Origin of the sequence: Pantoea sp. UBA6567 (assembly GCF_002434165.1) — a bacterium.
GTDB classification, from domain to species: domain Bacteria; phylum Pseudomonadota; class Gammaproteobacteria; order Enterobacterales; family Enterobacteriaceae; genus Pantoea; species Pantoea eucrina.
In genome coordinates this window covers 116,650-136,876 of the sequence record NZ_DJJN01000003.1, presented here as the reverse complement: position 1 = coordinate 136,876, position 20,227 = coordinate 116,650, and the positions used below count along the sequence as shown (strand labels likewise).

Here is a 20,227-nt window from a genome sequence, read left to right as displayed (position 1 = left end):
GCCTGCTTACTGGTGCGTTACGACGATCAGGCGCAGCGCATCGAGACGCCAGCCCGCCTCGCTCAGGCTGGCCAGCACCTGCGCACGATTGCTCTCCAGCGCCTCAACCTCATCGTCACGGATGTTGGGATTGACGGCGCGCAGTGCTTCGAGTCGCGACAGCTCTGCGCTCAGCTTTTCATCCGCCTCCGCTTTCGCCGCGGCAATCAGCGCCTGCGCTTCCGGCACCACGGCCTGCTCCGCCTGCGTCAGAATGGCATGCACATCCTGCTGGACAGCGTTGACCAGTTTGCTGCCGGTATGGCGGTTAACTGCGTTAAGCTGACGGTTAAAGCTCTCAAACTCCACTTTGCCCGCCAGATTATTACCTGCGCGATCCATCAGCATGCGCACCGGCGTCGGTGGCAGGAAGCGGGTAAGCTGCAGCTGTTTCGGCGCCTGCGCCTCAACCACATAGATCATCTCAACCAGCAGCGTACCGACCGGAAGCGCCTTGTTCTTCAGCAGCGACAGGGCGCAGCTGCCGGTATCGCCGGAGAGGATAAGATCCAGACCATTGCGGATCAGCGGATGCTCCCAGGTAATGAACTGCGTATCTTCGCGCGACAGCGCCTGATTACGGTTAAAGGTAATCGTACAGCCATCTTCCGGCAGACCGGGAAAATCGGGCACCAGCATGTGATCGGAAGGGGTCAGAACAATCAGGTTGTCGCTGCGATCCTCCTGATTGATGCCGACAATGTCGAACAGGTTGAGCGCAAAGTTTACCAGCTCGGTATCATTATCCTGAGCTGCAATGGCATCAGCCAGCGCCAGCGCCGCTTCGCCGCCGTTGGAGTTAAGCTCCAGCAGTCGGTCGCGGCCCTGCTCCAGCTGCGCTTTCAGCGCATCATGCTGCTTACGGCTTTTCAGGATGAACTCATCGAGACCCTGCGGGTTTTCCGGTGCCGCCAGGAACTCAATCAGCTGGTTATATTCAGCGTCATAAATAGCGCGGCCGGTAGGGCAGGTGTGCTCAAACGCGTCCAGCCCTTCGTGATACCAGCGCAGCAGCACCGCCTGCGCGGTTTTCTCCAGCCAGGGCACCATAATCTGGATATCGTGCAGCTGACCGATACGATCGAGGCGTCCGATACGCTGCTCCAGCAGATCGGGGTTAAACGGCAGATCGAACATCACCAGCCGGCTGGCGAACTGGAAGTTACGGCCCTCAGAGCCGATCTCCGAGCAGATCAGCACCTGCGCGCCCTCTTCCTGCGAGGCGAAGAACGCCGCGGCGCGATCGCGCTCAATAATGGAGAGACCTTCATGGAACACCGCCGCGCGAATACCTTCACGCTCGCGCAGCACCTGCTCCAGCTGCAGCGCAGTGGCCGCTTTGGCGCAAATCACCAGCACTTTCTCTTTGCGGTTGCTGGTGAGATAGCCCATCAGCCACTCAACGCGCGGATCAAAGTTCCACCACGTGCCGCTGTCGCCTTCAAACTCCTGATAGATCTGCTCCGGATAGAGCATGTCCCGGGCGCGCTCTTCCGGCGACTTGCGGGCCGCCATAATGCCGGAGACTTTGATCGCTGTCTGGTACTGCGCCGGCAGCGGCAGACGGATCTGCTGCAGCTCGCGCTTTGGAAAGCCCTTCACGCCGTTACGGGTGTTACGGAACAGAACGCGGCTGGTGCCGTGGCGGTCCATCAGCATTGAGACCAGCTCTTTGCGCGCATCCTCTTTACCGTCGCGGTCGCTGTTAGCAACCTGCAGCAGCGGTTCGATATCCTGCTCGCCAATCAGCTCATTGATCAGGTTCATCTCATCTTTACTGATCGCCTGATCCGCCAGCAGTGAACTGACGGCATCGGCCACCGGACGATAGTGCTGCTGCTCGGCGACAAACTGGCTGAAATCGTGAAAGCGATCGGGATCGAGCAGGCGCAGACGGGCAAAGTGGCTCTCCAGCCCCAGCTGTTCCGGCGTGGCGGTAAGCAGCAGTACGCCCGGCGTGTTCTCCGCCAGCTGTTCAATTACCTGATATTCGCGGCTGGGTGCCGCTTCACTCCACGCCAGGTGGTGCGCCTCATCCACGACCAGCAGATCCCACTCCGCATCCGCCAGCAGTTCCAGACGCTGTTTATTGCGGCGCACAAAGTCGAGCGAGCAGATAATCAGCTGTTCTGTTTCAAACGGATTGTCGCTGTCGTGCTGCGCTTCGGTATAACGATCGTCATCAAACAGAGCAAAGCGCAGGTTAAAGCGGCGCAGCATCTCTACCAGCCACTGATGCTGCAGCGTTTCCGGCACCACGATCAGCACGCGATCGGCGCGCCCCGCCAGCAGCTGCTGCTGGATGATCATGCCCGCTTCAATGGTTTTACCCAGGCCGACTTCATCTGCCAGCAGCACGCGCGGCGCGTGACGGCGGCCCACATCGTGCGCGATATGCAGCTGGTGCGGGATAAGGTTGGTGCGCATGCCGCGCAGGCCGCTGACGGCAAGGCGATACTGCTCGCTCTGGTATTTGCGCGCGCGGAAGCGCAGGGCGAAGCGATCCATGCGATCGAGCTGACCGGCGAACAGGCGATCCTGCGGCTTGCTGAAGACCAGCTTGCTGTCCAGCATCACTTCGCGCAGCACCACGTTGCTCTCTTCAGTATCAGCGCGGGTACCGATGTAGGTCACCAGCTCATTTTCGTGCCGCACTTCATCAACCAGCATCTGCCAGCCTTCATGGCTGGTAACGGTATCACCCGGATTGAAAATCACGCGGGTGACCGGAGAATCATGACGGGCATAGAGGCGGTTCTCGCCGGTTGCGGGAAACATCAGCGTGACCATGCGCGTATCCAGCGCCACGACCGTACCCAGTCCCAGTTCACTTTCCGTATCACTTATCCAGCGTTGACCCAGTGTAAATACCATATATTTTTTGCTCGATTCTCTGAATGACTTAAAGACGTTCGCCTGCTCTCAGGCAATAACAAAGCGCCAGACAGATGTCTGGTCAGGTTGTGCATGCTGAAATACAGGAAGGGCGCTATGGTACTGGATGGCAGGGCATTCGTCACCTGTCAAAAAAGCCCCAGCTGCCCGGTAATCAGTGTAGCAAAGTCGTCGCCGACAAACGGCAGAATGCCATCCGCTATCGGCTGCAGCTGTTTGCTGACGTAGTGATCGTAGTCGAGTGGCGTGGTACGCACCTCCAGCGGCTCCGGCCCGGCGGTCGCCATCACATAGCGAATGGAACCGCCTTTCTGGTACTGCAGCGGACGCTGCAGCCTGCGGTTATGTTCATCGGCAAGACGCGCCGCGCGCACGTGCGGCGGAACGTTGCGCTCATACTCATGCAGCGGTCGCCGCAGGCGTTTTTTATACACCAGCAGATCGTCAAGCTGGCCGGCCATCAGCTGTGCGACAGTTTCACGGATATAATCCTGCCAGGGCTCCCCGCGGAAAATACGGCCATAGAGCTGCTGCTGAAACTGCTGCGCCAGCGGCGTCCAGTCAGTACGTACCGACTCCAGCCCTTTAAACACCAGCCGCTGCTGCGCGCCGCTGCCGGTCAGCCCGGCATAGCGCTTTTTGCTGCCCTGTTCGGCGTTGCGAATGGTGGGCATCAGAAAACGGCTGAAGTGCGTCTCATACTCCAGTTCCAGCGCGCTTGTCAGGCCGAACGTCTGCTGCAGATGCTGCTGCCACCAGCGGTTGATCAGCGTCGTCAGCCGCTGGCCGGTGGCCGCTGCCTGCTCCTCGCTATATTTGCCCTGCAGCCAGACAAACGTGGAGTCGGTGTCACCGTAGATCACCGTAAACCCTTCCGCCTCAATCAGCGCCCGCGTCTGCTGCATAATGGCGTGGCCGCGCAGCGTGATGGAGGAGGCGAGGCGTGAATCAAAGAAGCGACAGGCGCTGGTGCCCAGCACGCCGTAAAAGGCGTTCATGATGATTTTCAGCGCCTGGGAGAGCGGGGCGTTGCCGTCGCGCTTTGCGGCTTCACGCCCCTGCCAGATCTGCGCCACGATGTCAGGCAGACAGTGAAGGTGGCGCGAGAAGCGCGCTTCGCAAAAGCCAGGCACAGAATCTGCGTCAGACGGATGGGCCAGGCCCTCAACCAGCCCGACGGGATCAATCAGAAAAGTACGGATGATTGAGGGATAGAGGCTTTTGTAATCCAGCACCAGCACGGAGTCGTAGAGGCCGGGACGGGAGTCCATCACATAGCCGCCGGGACTCGCCTCCGGCGCCACGTCGCCCTGATTGGGCGCTACATACCCCGCACGATGCATACGCGGAATATAGAGATGACTGAACGCCGCAACCGAGCCGCCGTGCCGATCCAGCGCCAGGCCGTTAACGCTGGCCCGCTCCAGTAAAAAGGGCATGATGGCGGTATGGTGAAAAATGCGCGTCACCAGCTCGCAATCTTTCAGGTTATAGGTCGCGAGCGCGGGTTTATCATGGGCAAAGCGCCAGTTGATCTCCTCCATGCGCTGCCACGGATTATTGATCGCTTTACCTTCACCCAGCAGCTCGCGCGCAACGGATTCCAGACTGAAAGAGGGAAAATCCCAGTAGGCAGACTTCAGCGCTTCAATGCCGTCAATCACGACGCGGCCGGCGAGCTGGGCGGTAAAGATGCCCGGCTTAAAGCCGTGTTCACGCCACTCCAGCGGCTGCTGCTGACGGCCGAGGCGCAGCGGAATGCCGTAGCGATCGGCATGCTTTTGCAGCACCCGCAGGTCGAACTGCACCACGTTCCAGCCAATGACCACATCGGGATCGTGCCGCGCGAACCAGGCGTTAAGCCGCTCCAGCAGCTGCTGGCGGCTCTCAACGTAAATCAGCTCAAAGCTGAGCGCGCTGGCGTCGCCGTTGGGCGGGCCCAGCATATACACCTGACGCTGACCGCAGCCTTCCAGCCCGATACAGTAAAGCTCGCCGTGTTCGGTGGTTTCAATATCCAGCGACACCCAGCGAAGAGGCGGACGGTAGTCAGGATGCGGCTTCAGGCGGGCGTTGATCAGGGTATCACCGCGCGGCTCGCCGCTGAACCAGACCGGAGCGGTAATAAAGCGCTCCATCAGATAGCGCTCGGGCGGCCGGATATCGGCTTCATAAACGCTGATGCCGTTTTCCCGCAGGCGTTTCTCCAGCTGCTGCAGCTGACGATGGCTGCGGCAATAGAGGCCAAACACCGGACGATAATGGAAATCCTTCAGCGTCAGCGACTGCAGACGGGTATGGGCTTCGTCGCGGATGAGCGCTTCGGTCTGACGGCGGAACGCTTCCGGAATAAACGCCACTGACTCCTGCGCGGGCAGCACCAGCCGCTGCGGCCCGGCATCGGTTGCCAGCCACAGCGTGATCTCGCTGCCTGAAGGGGTATCCCGCCAGTGACGGGTCAGCAGATAGCCTGCGCGCGGTTCTGTCACGGTGACTCCGGAGTAGAAATTATGCGCAGTATATCATGGATGTTTATACAGTGTCGGCAACTCTCTGCAGCGCAGCGGGAAAAGCTTGACGCCCTGACGCAGGCTCAGGACAATCCAGCCTTCATATTCCGCAGAGGATAGCTATGGAAGCCTGGATTCAACACCTGTTTACGCAATCGCTGGAGTACGCGCTGTTCGCCGTCGCTCTGGTGACCTTTCTTGAATCACTGGCGTTTGTGGGTCTGCTGCTGCCGGGCACCGTGCTGATGGCCAGCCTGGGGGCGCTGGTGGGCAGCGGTCAGATTGGCCTCTATCCGGCGTGGGCGGCGGGGCTGATTGGCTGCCTGCTGGGCGACTGGATCTCCTACGGTATCGGCTGGAAGTTTCAGGGGCCGCTGCACCGCTGGAAGTATCTGAAAAAGTATCAAAGCCTGCTGGATAAGACCGAGCATGCGCTGCATCAGCACAGCATGTTTACCGTGCTGGTGGGGCGCTTTGTCGGCCCGACACGCCCGCTGATCCCGCTGGCGGCAGGCATGCTTGAGCTGCCGGTGCGGAAGTTTCTGCCGCCCAATATCATCGGCTGTATTTTGTGGCCGCCCGCCTATCTGCTGCCGGGGATCCTCGCCGGTGTGGCCATTGATGTGCCGCAGGCGCAGGGCGACAGCTTTAAATGGCTGCTGCTGCTGGTAACGATTCTGCTCTGGCTGGGCGGATGGCTGCTCTGGCGCTGGTGGCGCAGTGACAAAACGCGCGACTGGGCAACCCGCTACCTGCCGAAAGCGCGCCTGCGCTGGCTGGCGCCGCTGATGGCCGTAGCGGGCAGCGCCGCGTTTATCGCGCTGCTGTTTCATCCGATGATGCCTGTTTTCCTGCAGCTGCTCTGGAAAGTCTTCTTCGCTTAAGCTGGCGTAATACCCAGGCGCGCGGCGCTGCTGCTCTCACCCCGAAGCAGCGCCGCCGTCTCACCATCCCACTCGATCCGGCCATCAGCAATCACCAGACTGCGTGCGGCAATCTGCTGCGCATCCTCCAGACTGTGCGACACCATCAGCAGCGTGATATTGCGTGCGTCACACACCGTACGCACCAGCTGCAGCATTTCGCGGCGCAGCGCCGGGTCGAGCGCCGAAAAAGGCTCATCCAGCAGCAGTACCGGCTGGTTGCGCAGCAGGCAGCGCGCCAGCGCCACCCGCTGCCGCTGGCCGCCGGAGAGCTCGCCAGGCAAGCGCGTCAGTAAATCATGCAGTCCGGTCTGGTGTGCAATCTCCCTCAGCTGCTGCTGCTGGTCGCGCGTGAGCTTCAGGCCCGGATGCAGACCCAGGGCCAGATTCTGCTGTACCGAAAGGTGCGGAAAGAGATTGTTCTCCTGAAACAGCATCGAGACCGGACGCAACGCCGGTACGCTGCGGGTGTGATCGCGGCCATTAATCAGCAGCGTGCCGTGGCTGACCGGCAGAAAGCCGCCGATCAGGCTCAGCAGCGTGCTTTTACCGGCGCCGCTCGGGCCAAGTATCGCCAGCCGTTCACCCGCCTGAGCGCTGAAGCTGAAACGCATCGGCAGATGCTGATAAAGGTAAGTAAGATCAGTGAGTGTCAGCATGGCGTCCCGGCAGTTTTTCCATCAGAGTAAAAAGTAACAGGCAGAGCAGCAGCAGCAGCAGGGCGGTCGCGGCACCGTCGGCACCGCGATAGGCGCCGATCTGCTGATAAAGATACCAGGGCAGGGTGCGGAAATCGGCGTTGCCAAATAGCGCCACTACGCCAAAGTCGCCAATCGAGAGTACGCAGGCAAAGGCGAGCGCCTGCGCCAGCGGACGCTTCAGCAGCCGCAGCTCAATCAGCTTCAGGCGATTGAGGCCGGAGAGACCGAGCGAGGCGCAGAGCGGCGCATAGCGTGCGGCGATATCGCGCATCGGGTTTTCCAGCACTTTCATGGCGTAGGGAATGGCGATCAGCGCATTGGTAAAGATCACCAGCCCGTCGGCACGCGCCGGCAGCCCGGAGGTAGCGGTAAACAGCAGGAAAAAGCCGCTGGCCAGCACGATGCCCGGCATCGCCAGAATCAGCATGCCGCTCAGCTCCAGCGCCTGTGCGCTCGCCCGACGCTGGCGCTGACGCAGCTCGCGGCTGCTCCACAGCAGCATCATTGTCAGGATCACACAGAGTGCGCCCGCGCCAAGGGCGATGCGCAGCGAGGTCAGCGTGGCCTGCCAGAGCGCCGGCTGCTGCAGTGCGCCGGCCACACCGCCGCGCACGCCATCGACCACCACCGCTGCCAGCGGAGGCAGCAGCAGCAGCAGCGCGAGAGCAATCAGCAGCGTGTCGCTGACGCGTGCAAACCCGCTATCCTGCGGATCGCGCCAGCCCTGCAGCGTCTGACTGCCGGCAGGGATCGCTTTACTGAAGCGCTGACTGAGCAGCACCAGCAGCAGACAACAGCTGAGCTGCAGCAGTGCCAGCAGCGCGGCGCGGCCGGGATCGTAATCAAAGCTCAGCGCCTGGTAGATCGCCAGCTCCAGCGTGGTCGCTTGTGGCCCGCCGCCCAGCGCCAGCACCGTGGCGAAGCTGGCAAAGCAGAGCATAAAGATCAGCGCCGCGGTCGGCAGGATCTGGCGACGCAGCCAGGGCCACTCCAGCAGCCGGAACAGATTCCAGCCGCGCAGCCCAAGCTGAGCCGCCAGCTGACGCTGCTCCGGCGGAATGCTCTCCAGCGCCTGCAGCAGCATGCGCGTGGCCAGCGGCAGGTTAAAAAAGACGTGCGCCAGCAAAATACCCTGCAGGCCATAGGGAGAGAAGTGGTAGGGAATACCCAGCAGCGTGCAGAGCTGTGCCAGCCAGCCGCTGCGGCCGTAGACGCTCAGCAGGCCAAATACCGCCACCAGCACCGGCAGCACCAGCGTCATCGCACATAAACGCAGCAGCAGCGCGCGGCCAGGAAAGCGGCGGCGATAGAGCGCGCGCGCCAGCAGCACGGCCGGCAGCACGGAGCAGAGTGCCGAGAGCAGCGCCTGCTCAAATGAGAACGCCAGCACGTGGTGCAGATAGCTGTCACTGAGCAGGCTGCGCATGTCCGGCAGCGGGGCCGCCGTCAGCAGCGCCCCCAGAGCGAGCAGCGCCACGGCGCACAGCAGCAGCGCGCTCAGCGCGCCGGGTATCAGCCAGCCGGGCATCAGCGGCTGACAGCCCGCTGCCAGGCGCTGATCCACGCGGCGCGCTGGTCAGCCACTTCTGCCGGTGAAAACTGCAGCGCTTTTTGCGGCACGTTCAGCGCCCGATAGCCAGCCGGCAAATCGCTTTTGATCACCGGGTACATCCAGTTGCCGGTGGGGATCGTCTGCTGGAAAGCGGGGCTGACGATAAACTGCATAAAACGCTGTGCCAGCGCTGGCTGTTTACTGCCGGCCAGCCGGGCGGCGACTTCGACCTGCAGGTAGTGCCCCTCACTGAAGGTGGCAGCAGCGTAGTTCTCTTTCTTCTCTTCAATAATGTGGTAAGCGGGCGACGTGGTATAGCTCAGCACCAGATCGCCTTCGCCCTTGAGAAACAGGCCGTACGCTTCACTCCATCCTTTAGTGACGGTAACGGTTTTCGCCGCCAGCTTCTGCCACGCCGCGTCGCTGCGATCGCCAAACACTTTTTGCATCCAGAGCAGCAGGCCGAGGCCTGGCGTACTGGTACGCGGATCTTCATAGATAACGCGCCATTTCTCCGGGCTTTCAACCAGCTCCTGCAGGCTTGCGGGCGGATTCTTCAGGCGGTTTTTGTCATACACAAAGGCGAAGTAGCCGTAATCGAAAGGAACAAAGGTGTCGTTCTGCCAGCGCTCAGGCAGCTGCAGCGCCGCGGTATCGACCTGACTTTTAGCAAACAGGCCGGTTTTCTCCGCCGCCTGCAGGAGGTTGTTATCCAGTCCCAGCACAACGTCCGCTTTACTGTTTTTCCCTTCCATGCGCAGACGGTTGAGCAGCGAGACGCCATCCTCCAGCGCCACGTAGCGCAGCTCGCAGCCGCACTCCGCTTCAAACGCTTTCTTTACCGCCGGCCCAGGGCCCCATTCAGCAGCGAACGAATCATAGGTATAGACGGTCAGTAGCGGTCTGGCGGCGAATACCGGTGCGGACAACAGCAGCAGGACAGGCAGAACGTTCTTTAACACTTTGCGCTCCTTAAGGAGAGGATATGAGTGAGTCGCAAAGGATCTGAGGCTGGCACATCTCAAATCCCTACGCCGGTATTAACCGGATCAGGTTCGACGGGTTTCTCTCAGCCTGACGACGCAGACACCCCGTTGAGAACGGCTTAGTGTAGACATTTCCGCCATGGCGTGAAAGCGTCATAACGCCGGCGGCGCAAACCAGGCAGATTTAAAATCGAACCAGCCCAGCGTGTTCAGCCGTACGCCGCGCATGCTGCGCTGGCCTTCCAGCAGCAGCCAGTGGTGAAACAGCGGATGCAGCCAGTCCTGATCTACCAGCTGGCGCGCCCACTCAGCCAGCGGCAGGCGTTTCTCACGCCAGCGCGCAGCATCCTCATGCCACGCCAGCGGAATGCAGTGCTGCATCAGCGGCAGCTCATAGAGCTGCGCAAACAGCGCATACTCCAGCGGCAGGGTGAAGTTAACGCTGCCGAGCCAGATATCGCTCTCTCCGGCGCCGGCAAACCACGCTTCGTAGCTCACCACCCGGGTGATCAGTTCCACCCCCTGCTGCGCCAGCAGGGGACGCAGCGCGCTGGCGATGCCTTCATGCTCGACGTGGTCGCTGTACCAGCTTAACGTCAGCCGGGTCAGACCTTCCGGCTTGTCCGCCGCCCGCAGATCGCGGCGATGGTGCCAGCGCGGCAGCAGGCCCCAGGCAGGAAACCAGTAACGCTGATAGCCGGGATCGGCATGATGCAGCAGGGTAATCGGATTAAGCAGATCGCTGACCCAGCGGCGGAACCGGGCATGGCGTCCCCAGGCGGAGCGCTGGTCAAACAGCAGGAAGTAGCAGCCCTCCTCCAGACGGCTCTCTTCCGCTATCTCATCCGCCTCGCTGCCCTGCAGTTTTACGCCAGAGTAGACCAGCTCGTCACTGACTTCCGGCAGCACCCAGATTGAGACTTCGTCAATCAGCGCCCGGTAACCAAAGTAGTCATCAAACGCGGCAATTTTCAGCTGCGTCTGCTGATTGCGTACCACGCTGTAAGGGCCGCAGCCGGCAGGCTGACGGGCAAAGTCGGGCAGGGACGGCCATTCGCGCGGCAGGATCATGGCGCTGACGCTGCCCAGCAGCCATGGCAGCCAGCTGTCAGGCTGGGTCAGAGTGATATCCAGCGTCCAGGGCGCCGGCGAGTGCAGCTGCGAGATATGCGCAAACAGCGGCAGAGCGGCGCTGCGCTGCAGCGAATCAAGAATATCTGCCATCTCCAGCTCGCGCCCGTGATGAAAGCGGATGGCCGGACGCAGATAAAAGCGCCACTGCTGCGCGGAGAGTTGCTGCCAGTGATGAGCAATATCGGGTTCAATTTCCCCGTTTTCCTCATTTATGCGCGTCAGGCCGCTGAAGATCTGGCGGGCCAGATGCGTTTCCGAGCGGCGCAGCGGCGAGGCGGGCAGCAGGTTCTGCAGCGGACGGTAGTAAAGCACGCGCAGAATATGTTTTCCCTGACGCACGCTGCGGCCCAGGTGGGCGGCAATCATCTGCCGCACCTGCGCTTTGTCGCCAACCAGCTGAACCAGCTGGTCAATACCGTCCTGCTCCAGCAGCGCTTCTGCACGCTGCTGCTGCAGCGCCAGACCGGTACAGCGGAAGCGCAGCTGCGAACGCTTTCCGCGTCCCGCCTCAGCCTGCCAGGTCAGCCAGCCTTCACGCTGCATCGCCTGAAGCAGGTTGCGCATATGGCGCCGCGAACAGTGCAGACTGCTGGCCAGTGCATCAAGCGTTGTCGCCCGATCCTGACCTTCACACTGCTGCCAGAGACGAATAAATTGCTGCTGCAGACGGGCCGAAGACATAAAAGGGGAACTCCGTGGCGATTTCGCTCAGTATTTATTGCCCTATAATAGAGGCATACTGCCACTCAATGGAAGAGCGGGAGGCACCCGATCCGGGTGGCGCTCAACCAGCTGTGTCGCCCGTGTGGCACATTTTTCTGAGTAGGGTGCAATTACACCGCCAGCAGATTTTTCTCTGCTGGCTTTTTTCATAGCGGTGTGAAATCGTCTACGCTCTTTCGCTACTCTTTTCTGTTTTTTCCAAAGGGATTTCTGCATGAAGTCGCTGTTAACGCGGCAGCGCCGCCCCGATCCGGTCTATCTCGCTTTTATGGTTGTCACTTTTATGGCGGGCGTTGCGGGTGCGCTGCAGGCACCGACCCTCAGCCTGTTTCTGACCCGCGAGGTGCAGGTACGCCCCTTCTGGGTCGGGCTCTTTTTCACCATTAACGCACTCGGCGGCATTGTGATCAGTATGCTGGTAGCAAAGCGCTCCGACACGCGCGGCGACCGGCGCCACCTGATCCTCTTTTGCTGCCTGATGGCCATTCTGAACGCGCTGCTGTTTGCGTTTAACCGTCACTACGCCACGCTGATAAGCCTGGGCGTGCTGCTCTCCGCGCTGGCCAGCGTCGCAATGCCGCAGATATTTGCGCTGGCGCGGGAGTACGCGGACGCATCAGCGCGTGAAGTGGTGATGTTCAGTTCGGTGATGCGGGCGCAGCTGTCGCTGGCGTGGGTCATCGGTCCGCCGCTCTCATTTGCGCTGGCGCTCAATTTCGGTTTCGTCACGCTGTTTGCCGTGGTGGCGGGCATGTTTTTACTGAGTATGCTGCTGATCTGGCGTGGCCTGCCGTCGGTACCGCGCGTGGTGGCGACGCCGGAGCAGCTGCTGCTGCAGGTCAGCCCGTGGAAAGATGCGCAGGTGATGCTGCTGTTTATCGCCTCAGTAATCATGTGGGCGTGCAACACCATGTACTTTATTGATATGCCGCTCTACATGAGCAACACGCTGGGGCTGCCGGAAAAGCTGGCGGGCCTGCTGATGGGAACGGCCGCCGGCCTGGAGATCCCGATTATGCTGCTGGCGGGCTTTTACGCGAAGCGCGTCGGCAAGCGCGCGCTGATGCTGGTGGCGGGCGTGGCGGCAATTCTCTTTTATCTCGGGCTGGTGCTGTTTACCTCAAAAACTGCGCTGATGCTGCTGCAGCTGTTTAACGCCGCTTTTATCGGCATTATCGCCGGTATTGGCATGCTCTGGTTTCAGGATCTGATGCCCGGCCGGGCGGGCGCGGCAACAACGCTGTTTACCACCTCCATCTCCACCGGGCTGATCGTGGCCGGGCTGCTGCAGGGGATCCTGAGCGAGCGCTTCGGGCATGAATCGGTTTATCAGGTGGCGCTGGGCATGTCCGTGCTGGCGCTGCTGCTGGTCGCGCGCGTGCGCGATGTGAAGCCGGCGACGGAGATCGCCGGCGCGTAAAGCGTGCCGCTACCTGACGCAGCGGCGTTTAATCATTATCGCAGGAAAGCGGGCTGCTGCTGCTCGTAGCGCGCGATCGACTCTTCATGCTGCAGCGTCAGGCCGATACTGTCCAGACCGTTAATCATACAGTGGCGGCGGAAGCTGTCGATCTCAAACGTATAGATCTTATCGCCTGCCGTGACCGTCTGTGCTTCCAGATCCACCGTAAAGCGCATGCCCGGACTGGCGTCAACCAGCCGGAACAGTGCGTCAACATCCTCTTCGCTCAGTCGCACCGGCAGCAGCTGATTGTTAAAGCTGTTGCCGTAAAAGATATCGGCAAAGCTTGGCGCAATGACGACATGGAAACCGAAGTCGGTCAGCGCCCAGGGGGCGTGCTCACGGGAGGAGCCGCAGCCGAAGTTCTCGCGCGCCAGCAGAATGCTGGCACCGGCAAACTCAGGCTTGTTAAGCACAAAGCTGGCGGTAGGCTGTGTGCCGGCATCATCGTCAAAACGCCAGTCGTGAAACAGGTGGGCACCGAAGCCGGTGCGGGTGACCTTCTGCAGAAACTGCTTTGGAATAATGGCATCGGTATCCACGTTGGCCGCATCCAGTGGCGCGACAATACCGGTGTGCTGCGTAAATTTAGTCGCCATCGCTTAAGCTCCCTGAGTCAGTTCACGAATATCGGCAAAACGGCCGGAGACCGCTGCGGCGGCAGCCATCGCCGGGCTGACCAGGTGCGTACGGCCGCCACGGCCCTGACGGCCTTCAAAGTTGCGGTTGCTGGTCGAGGCGCAGCGCTCGCCCGGATTCAGGCGATCGTTGTTCATGGCAAGACACATAGAGCAGCCCGGCAGACGCCACTCAAAGCCCGCCTCAAGAAAGATTTTATCCAGACCTTCCGCTTCCGCCTGCGCTTTAACCGGGCCGGAACCCGGCACGACCATCGCGACCACGCCGGGTGCCACTTTACGCCCTTTGGCAACCGCCGCGGCAGCGCGCAGATCCTCAATACGTGAGTTAGTGCAGGAGCCAATAAAGACTTTATCGATAGCCACGTCGGTCAGCTTCACGCCCGGTTGCAGGTTCATGTAAGCCAGCGCTTTTTCAGCGGAGGCGCGCTCAACCGGATCGGCAAACGAGGCGGGATCGGGTATCGCCTGATCCACCGCCATCACCTGACCCGGATTGGTGCCCCAGGTGACCTGCGGGGCAATATCGGCGGCGTTCAGCGTCACCACGCTGTCAAACGCTGCGTCCGGATCTGACTTCAGCGTGCGCCAGTAGGCCACGGCCTGCTCCCAGTCGTCGCCTTTCGGCGCAAACTGCTTATCTTTCAGGTAGGCGAACGTGGTGTCATCCGGCGCCACCAGACCCGCTTTCGCGCCCATCTCAATCGCCATATTGCACAGCGTCATGCGGCCTTCCATGCTCAGCGCTTCAATCGCCGGGCCGCAGAATTCAACCACGTGACCGGTGCCGCCGGCGCTGCCGGTTTTACCGATGATCGCCAGCACAATGTCTTTGGCGGTGATGCCCGGCGCAGCTTCGCCCAGCATTTCAATCTTCATGGTTTTCGCCCGGCCCTGCTTCAGCGTCTGGGTGGCGAACACGTGCTCGACTTCAGAGGTGCCGATACCAAACGCCAGGGAACCAAAGGCGCCGTGCGTGGCGGTATGTGAGTCGCCGCAGACGATGGTCATACCCGGCAGGGTCATGCCCTGTTCCGGCCCGATCACGTGTACGATGCCCTGGAAGGGATGGTTCAGGTCGTAGAGCTGAATGCCGAACTCATCGCAGTTCTTCATCAGTTCCTGCATCTGAATCCGCGCCATTTCACCCGACGCATTGATATCTTTCGTCTGGGTTGAAACGTTGTGATCCATGGTGGCAAAGGTTTTTTCCGGCTGACGCACTTTACGGCCGTGCGCGCGCAGGCCGTCGAACGCCTGCGGGGAGGTCACTTCGTGGATCAGGTGACGGTCAATATAGAGCAGCGGCGTTTCATCGGGCGCTTCGTGAACGACATGTGCGTCAAATAACTTCTGGTATAAGCTTTTCATTTTTATTTTTCTCCGGCAATGAAGCCCGCGATGAGGCTACCCATTTCATCCGTACTGACAGCAGGGCCGTCGCCCGCCAGATCGCGGGTGCGATGGCCCGCTTCCAGCGCCTGGCTGACCGCCTGTTCGATAGCATTCGCCGCGTCGGCGGCGTTCAGGCTGAAGCGCAGCAGCATCGACAGCGACAGGATCTGGGCAATCGGGTTAGCGATATTTTGTCCGGCGATATCCGGCGCAGAGCCGCCAGCGGGTTCAAACAGGCCAAAACCCTCTTCGTTCAGGCTGGCTGACGGCAGCATGCCCATCGACCCGGTGATCATGGCGCACTCATCAGAGAGAATGTCGCCAAACAGGTTGGAGCAGAGCAGGACATCAAACTGCGACGGATCTTTGATCAGCTGCATGGTGGCATTGTCGATATACATATGCGCCAGCTGCACGTCAGGATACGCTTTTGCCACTTCATTCACGATTTCGCGCCACATCACCGAACTCTGCAGCACGTTAGCTTTGTCGATGGAGGTGACATGACCCCGGCGCTTGCGTGCGGCTTCAAAGGCGTTACGTGCAATGCGCTCAATCTCAAAGCGGTGGTAAACCTCGGTATCAAACGCCCGCTCGTGTGCACCGCTGCCTTCGCGTCCTTTTGGCTGGCCAAAGTAGATGCCGCCGGTGAGCTCACGTACGCAGAGAATATCAAAACCGCGCGCCGCGATATCGCTGCGCAGCGGGCAAAATGCTTCAAGACCTTTATAGAGCGCGGCAGGGCGCAGATTGCTGAACAGTCTGAAATGCTTGCGCAGCGGCAGCAGCGCCCCGCGCTCCGGCTGGCCAGCCGGCGGCAGATGCTCCCACTTCGGGCCGCCAACGGAGCCAAACAGAATCGCGTCTGCCTGCTCAGCCCCGGCTACGGTCGCAGGCGGCAGTGGTTCACCGTGACGATCGATGGCGATACCGCCAACATCATATTCGCTGGTGGTGATACGCATGCCAAAGCGGGTGCGAACCGCGTCGAGCACTTTCATCGCCTGCGCCATCACTTCCGGGCCGATTCCGTCGCCAGGCATGACCGCAATATGATATGAGTGAGTCATAGTTACACCGTTTCCTTCTGTTCTTTAAATTTACGCTGCAGTTCTTTTTCGACCTGTCGGGCTCGCCAGATGTTGTTCAGTGCGTTGATCATCGCTTTGGCAGAGGATTCAACGATATCGGTAGCGAGACCTACGCCGTGGAACTTGCGTCCGTTGTAGTTCACTACGATATCCACCTGGCCCAGGGCATTTTCGCCGTGACCTTTCGCCGTCAGCTTGTAGTTCACCAGCTCGGCGTCAAAGCCGGTAATGCGGTTGATCGCCTGATAGACCGCGTCAACCGGACCGTTGCCGGTGGCCGCATCCGCTTTGGTCTCTTCACCATAGCCGAGCTGGACTGAAGCGGTTGCCGTGACGCTGGAGCCGGTCTGCACGTTGAATTCGTTGAGCTGGAAAAATTCCGGCTCTTCATGCTGTTTGTTGATAAAGGCGAGCGCTTCCAGATCGTAGTCAAACACCTGACCTTTCTTATCGGCCAGCTTCAGGAAGGCGTCATACAGCGCGTCGAGGTTGTAGTCAGCCTCTTTATAGCCCATCTCTTCCATACGATGTTTTACCGCCGCGCGTCCGGAGCGGGAGGTGAGGTTCAGCTGAATTTTGTGCAGGCCGATCGATTCAGGCGTCAGAATTTCGTAGTTTTCACGGTTTTTCAGCACGCCATCCTGATGAATGCCGGAGGAGTGCGCAAACGCATTTGAGCCGACCACCGCTTTGTTCGCCGGAATTGGCATGTTGCAGATCTGGCTGACAATCTGGCTGGTGCGGTAGATCTCCTGGTGGTTGATAGCGGTGTGAACGTTCATGATCTGCTGGCGGGTTTTGATCGCCATGATCACCTCTTCCAGCGCGCAGTTACCGGCGCGCTCGCCCAGACCATTCAGCGTGCCTTCAACCTGACGCGCGCCCGCCAGTACCGCAGCAATAGCGTTGCCGGTTGCCATGCCTAAATCATCATGGGTGTGCACCGACAGAATCGCTTTGTCGATGTTAGGCACGCGGTTAACCAGCTGCCCGATAATATTGGCGTATTCGCCAGGCAGGGTATAGCCAACGGTATCGGGAATATTAATGGTGGTAGCACCGGCGCTGATGGCGGCTTCAACCATGCGGCAGAGATCGTCAATCGGCGTGCGCCCGCCATCTTCACAGGAGAACTCCACATCATCGGTGTAGTTACGTGCGCGTTTTACCATGTGCACCGCGCGCTCAATCACTTCCGGCAGCGTGCTGCGCAGCTTGGTTGCAATATGCATCGGTGAGGTAGCGATAAAGGTGTGAATACGGAACGCATCGGCGACGCGCAGTGATTCGTAAGCGGCATCAATATCTTTCTCGACACAGCGCGCCAGCCCGCAGACGCGGCTGTTTTTAATCGTACGGGCAATGGTCTGTACCGATTCAAAGTCACCGGGTGAAGAGACCGGGAAACCCACTTCCATTACGTCCACGCCCATTCTTTCCAGCGCCAGGGCGATCTGCAATTTTTCTTTAACACTCAGGCTGGCCTGTAACGCCTGTTCGCCGTCGCGCAGAGTGGTATCGAAAATAATAACTTGCTGGCTCATGGTTATCTTCCTTTTGCATTAACTTCGCCGGTGCAACGAGCATAAAAAAACCCGCGCAGTGGCGCGGGTTTTTAACTTTCAGCGGGTTGGAATCAGTTGTTGATTTCGCCCACGAGTCTACCGCGCAAACTGGATGCGTTTAGTAGTAGACCGAGTAGGCGGAAAGAACGAAACATGAATCAGACCCCATAAAATGTGTGCTGTACATATTGGTACTGGATTGGCGATGTGATGTCAACCCTGAACCAGCGGCTATTTTTCTTACGCCAAAAGCGCGATCTGCTGGAAATATTGACGCCTGTGGAGGATCGCGAAAAAAATAGCGTGCTGCATCGCAGGGGCAGATGTAATGTACGCTATCGTAAATCGATTATCTTGATTAACTTTATGATTTTATTGATCTATTTTAATATATACGGCAGGTGAAAATACAAATCTCAGGCTGCAAGGCAGAATAATATAATGCCTCTGGCAATTTTTGACGTTAATCACACGGCAAAGAAAGAAGTTAAAAACATTGTGGGCTGATGCAACAGGCGATAACAAAAATATATTTCTTACAACTCGCTGAAAATAATCTTCAGACCAGCATATTCCTCTGAATTTATGCCTGCCGATCAGTTTATTCATCGTACCCTGACCCGGCACATCAGAGGCTTACTTGTCCGGGAACGCGCGTCGCAGGGCCTGGCGGTTTGCAGCCCGCAGGCTCTGCGGTTATGGTAATCGTCCTACTCTCAAAAGAATTCATTCAGGTAGATTCCCGATATCTGGAAGGCGGAAATGAATTCCTTCTTCTGAGCATAAACATAAGATTTTGATCTTAATTGGCGATAAGGGAACAGATGCGACACCGTGCGCTGGACAGCGCTGCCCGTCGCGGCTGTTTCTGACGCCTGGAGGCAGAAAATGGAGATGTTGTCAGGAGCCGAAATGGTCGTCCGTTCGTTGATCGATCAGGGCGTAAAACAGGTATTCGGTTATCCGGGCGGAGCAGTGCTCGATATCTATGATGCGCTGCAGACGGTCGGTGGAATTGACCATGTACTGGTGCGTCACGAACAGGGCGCAGTGCATATGGCAGATGGTCTGGCACGGGCAACCGGCGAAGTTGGCGTGGTGCTGGTGACGTCTGGACCGGGGGCGACGAATGCCATCACCGGTATCGCAACCGCCTATATGGATTCGATTCCGCTGGTCATCCTGTCAGGCCAGGTGCCCTCATCGCTGATTGGCTATGATGCGTTTCAGGAGTGTGACATGGTCGGTATCTCCCGGCCGGTGGTCAAACACAGCTTTCTGGTAAAAAGCACGGAAGAGATCCCCACTGTACTGAAAAAAGCGTTCTGGCTGGCGGCCAGCGGACGCCCTGGCCCGGTCGTGATCGATCTGCCTAAAGATATCCTTAATCCGGCGAACAAGCTGCCGTATGCCTGGCCGGAAAGCGTCAGCATGCGCTCTTATAATCCGACCCTGCAGGGCCATAAAGGTCAGATCAAGCGCGCACTGCAGACGCTGCTGGCTGCGCATAAACCGGTAATCTATGCCGGTGGCGGGGCGATCACGTCAGGATGCGAAGCGGAACTGCGCCAGCTGGCTGAGCAGCTTAACATCCCGGTAACTACCTCGCTGATGGGGCTGGGTGCGTTTCCTGGCACGCACCGTCAGTGCGTCGGCATGCTGGGCATGCACGGCACGTATGAAGCCAACATGACGATGCACAACGCCGATTTGATCTTCGGCATCGGCGTCCGCTTTGACGATCGCACCACCAACAATCTGGCAAAATATTGCCCGAATGCCACCATCATGCACATTGATGTTGATCCGACGTCTATTTCAAAAACGGTCAGCGCAGATATTCCGATCGTTGGCGATGCAAAACAGACGCTGGTGCAGATGCTGGAGCTGCTGGCGCAGAGCGACACGCAGCAGCAGCACGACAGCCTGCGCGACTGGTGGCAGAACATTGAAACCTGGCGCAGCCGTAAGTGTCTGGAGTTCGATCGCAGCAGCGATAAGATCAAACCGCAGGCGGTGATAGAGACAATCGCGCGTCTGACGGGCGGCGAGGCTTACGTGACCTCTGATGTCGGACAGCACCAGATGTTTGCTGCACTCTATTACCCGTTTGACAAGCCGCGTCGCTGGATCAACTCCGGTGGCCTTGGCACCATGGGCTTTGGCCTGCCGGCTGCGCTGGGCGTGAAGATGGCGCTGCCGGAAGAGACGGTAATCTGTGTCACCGGCGATGGCAGCATCCAGATGAACATTCAGGAGCTATCGACAGCGCTGCAGTACGATCTGCCTGTGCTGGTGCTCAATCTGAACAACCGTTTCCTCGGCATGGTGAAACAGTGGCAGGATATGATCTATTCCGGACGCCATTCACAATCCTATATGGAGTCGCTGCCCGATTTTGTCCGCCTGGCTGAGGCGTATGGCCATGTCGGCATCGCTATCCAGCATCCGGCCGAGCTGGAAGAGAAGCTGCAGCTGGCGCTGGATACGCTGGCAAAAGGGCGACTGGTGTTTGTGGATGTCACCGTTGATGGCAGCGAGCACGTCTATCCGATGCAGATTCGGGGCGGCTCAATGGATGAAATGTGGTTGAGCAAGACGGAGAGGACTTAA

The 20,227-nt window shown here is 59.3% G+C and carries 14 protein-coding genes and 1 riboswitch; of the genes, 3 read left to right on the top strand and 11 right to left on the bottom strand.

Annotated elements, in window-relative coordinates:
- Positions 1-6 precede the first annotated feature (6 nt).
- On the bottom strand, positions 7-2,913 hold the full coding sequence (gene rapA, locus B4M48_RS01955; protein ID WP_039382530.1) for an RNA polymerase-associated protein RapA: 2,907 nt from the start codon (positions 2,911-2,913) through the stop codon (positions 7-9).
- A gap of 149 nt (positions 2,914-3,062) precedes the next feature.
- On the bottom strand, positions 3,063-5,423 hold the full coding sequence (gene polB, locus B4M48_RS01950) for a DNA polymerase II (RefSeq protein ID WP_288655812.1): 2,361 nt from the start codon (positions 5,421-5,423) through the stop codon (positions 3,063-3,065).
- 143 nt (positions 5,424-5,566) lie between these two features.
- Here polB and B4M48_RS01945 point away from each other — a divergent pair, with 143 nt between their 5' ends.
- On the top strand, positions 5,567-6,328 hold the full coding sequence (locus B4M48_RS01945) for a DedA family protein (RefSeq protein ID WP_039382534.1): 762 nt from the start codon (positions 5,567-5,569) through the stop codon (positions 6,326-6,328).
- Here the strand turns inward: B4M48_RS01945 and thiQ are convergent.
- The 4 genes from thiQ to sgrR all read right to left on the bottom strand — a co-directional run bounded on the left by thiQ (position 6,325) and on the right by sgrR (position 11,421).
- On the bottom strand, positions 6,325-7,026 hold the full coding sequence (gene thiQ, locus B4M48_RS01940) for a thiamine ABC transporter ATP-binding protein ThiQ (protein ID WP_039382537.1): 702 nt from the start codon (positions 7,024-7,026) through the stop codon (positions 6,325-6,327). The two genes, B4M48_RS01945 and thiQ, sit on opposite strands and share 4 nt — an antisense overlap.
- Positions 7,010-8,620, bottom strand: a complete 1,611-nt coding sequence (gene thiP / locus B4M48_RS01935) for a thiamine/thiamine pyrophosphate ABC transporter permease ThiP (RefSeq protein WP_250341115.1) — start codon at positions 8,618-8,620, stop codon at positions 7,010-7,012. The genes thiQ and thiP overlap by 17 nt, the downstream gene beginning before the upstream one ends.
- Positions 8,596-9,582 (bottom strand): thiamine ABC transporter substrate binding subunit, encoded by a 987-nt coding sequence (thiB, locus tag B4M48_RS01930; protein ID WP_039382540.1) that lies wholly within the window; start codon positions 9,580-9,582, stop codon positions 8,596-8,598. The genes thiP and thiB overlap by 25 nt, the downstream gene beginning before the upstream one ends.
- 46 nt (positions 9,583-9,628) lie before the next feature.
- Positions 9,629-9,724, bottom strand: a riboswitch (TPP riboswitch).
- A gap of 35 nt (positions 9,725-9,759) precedes the next feature.
- Positions 9,760-11,421, bottom strand: a complete 1,662-nt coding sequence (sgrR, locus tag B4M48_RS01925; protein WP_039382543.1) for an HTH-type transcriptional regulator SgrR — start codon at positions 11,419-11,421, stop codon at positions 9,760-9,762.
- A 256-nt stretch (positions 11,422-11,677) separates the two neighbouring features.
- On the opposite strand from sgrR, the gene B4M48_RS01920 reads away from it, so the two are divergent.
- Positions 11,678-12,883: an MFS transporter gene (locus B4M48_RS01920; RefSeq protein WP_071669079.1), complete on the top strand. Its 1,206-nt coding sequence runs from the start codon at positions 11,678-11,680 to the stop codon at positions 12,881-12,883.
- 35 nt (positions 12,884-12,918) lie between these two features.
- Here B4M48_RS01920 and leuD read toward each other — a convergent pair whose 3' ends face one another.
- The 5 genes from leuD to leuL form a co-directional block, all read right to left on the bottom strand.
- The gene (gene leuD / locus B4M48_RS01915; protein WP_104085543.1) at positions 12,919-13,524 is read right to left on the bottom strand and encodes a 3-isopropylmalate dehydratase small subunit; all 606 of its coding nucleotides are present in this window, start codon (positions 13,522-13,524) and stop codon (positions 12,919-12,921) included.
- Positions 13,525-13,527: 3 nt separating this feature from the next.
- Positions 13,528-14,934, bottom strand: coding sequence for a 3-isopropylmalate dehydratase large subunit (gene leuC, locus B4M48_RS01910; RefSeq protein ID WP_288655810.1), 1,407 nt, complete (start codon positions 14,932-14,934; stop codon positions 13,528-13,530).
- A 2-nt stretch (positions 14,935-14,936) separates the two neighbouring features.
- Positions 14,937-16,028: a 3-isopropylmalate dehydrogenase gene (leuB, locus tag B4M48_RS01905; protein ID WP_039382550.1), complete on the bottom strand. Its 1,092-nt coding sequence runs from the start codon at positions 16,026-16,028 to the stop codon at positions 14,937-14,939.
- A 2-nt stretch (positions 16,029-16,030) separates the two neighbouring features.
- Positions 16,031-17,593, bottom strand: a complete 1,563-nt coding sequence (leuA, locus tag B4M48_RS01900) for a 2-isopropylmalate synthase (RefSeq protein WP_039382552.1) — start codon at positions 17,591-17,593, stop codon at positions 16,031-16,033.
- Between the two features lie 92 nt (positions 17,594-17,685).
- On the bottom strand, positions 17,686-17,769 hold the full coding sequence (gene leuL / locus B4M48_RS18015; RefSeq protein WP_108569992.1) for a leu operon leader peptide: 84 nt from the start codon (positions 17,767-17,769) through the stop codon (positions 17,686-17,688).
- 733 nt (positions 17,770-18,502) lie between these two features.
- On the opposite strand from leuL, the gene ilvI reads away from it, so the two are divergent.
- Positions 18,503-20,227 carry an acetolactate synthase 3 large subunit gene (gene ilvI / locus B4M48_RS01895; protein WP_039382556.1) on the top strand — a complete coding sequence of 575 codons (1,725 nt, stop codon included), beginning with the start codon at positions 18,503-18,505 and terminating at the stop codon, positions 20,225-20,227.

Coding starts and splice junctions, on each gene's coding strand:
- rapA (WP_039382530.1), bottom strand. CDS start 2,913: ATGGTATTTACACTGGGTCAACGCTGGATAAGTGATACGGAAAGTGAA.
- B4M48_RS01945 (WP_039382534.1), top strand. CDS start 5,567: ATGGAAGCCTGGATTCAACACCTGTTTACGCAATCGCTGGAGTACGCG.
- thiQ (WP_039382537.1), bottom strand. CDS start 7,026: ATGCTGACACTCACTGATCTTACTTACCTTTATCAGCATCTGCCGATG.
- sgrR (WP_039382543.1), bottom strand. CDS start 11,421: ATGTCTTCGGCCCGTCTGCAGCAGCAATTTATTCGTCTCTGGCAGCAG.
- B4M48_RS01920 (WP_071669079.1), top strand. CDS start 11,678: ATGAAGTCGCTGTTAACGCGGCAGCGCCGCCCCGATCCGGTCTATCTC.
- leuD (WP_104085543.1), bottom strand. CDS start 13,524: ATGGCGACTAAATTTACGCAGCACACCGGTATTGTCGCGCCACTGGAT.
- leuC (WP_288655810.1), bottom strand. CDS start 14,934: ATGAAAAGCTTATACCAGAAGTTATTTGACGCACATGTCGTTCACGAA.
- leuB (WP_039382550.1), bottom strand. CDS start 16,028: ATGACTCACTCATATCATATTGCGGTCATGCCTGGCGACGGAATCGGC.
- leuA (WP_039382552.1), bottom strand. CDS start 17,593: ATGAGCCAGCAAGTTATTATTTTCGATACCACTCTGCGCGACGGCGAA.
- leuL (WP_108569992.1), bottom strand. CDS start 17,769: ATGTTTCGTTCTTTCCGCCTACTCGGTCTACTACTAAACGCATCCAGT.
- ilvI (WP_039382556.1), top strand. CDS start 18,503: ATGGAGATGTTGTCAGGAGCCGAAATGGTCGTCCGTTCGTTGATCGAT.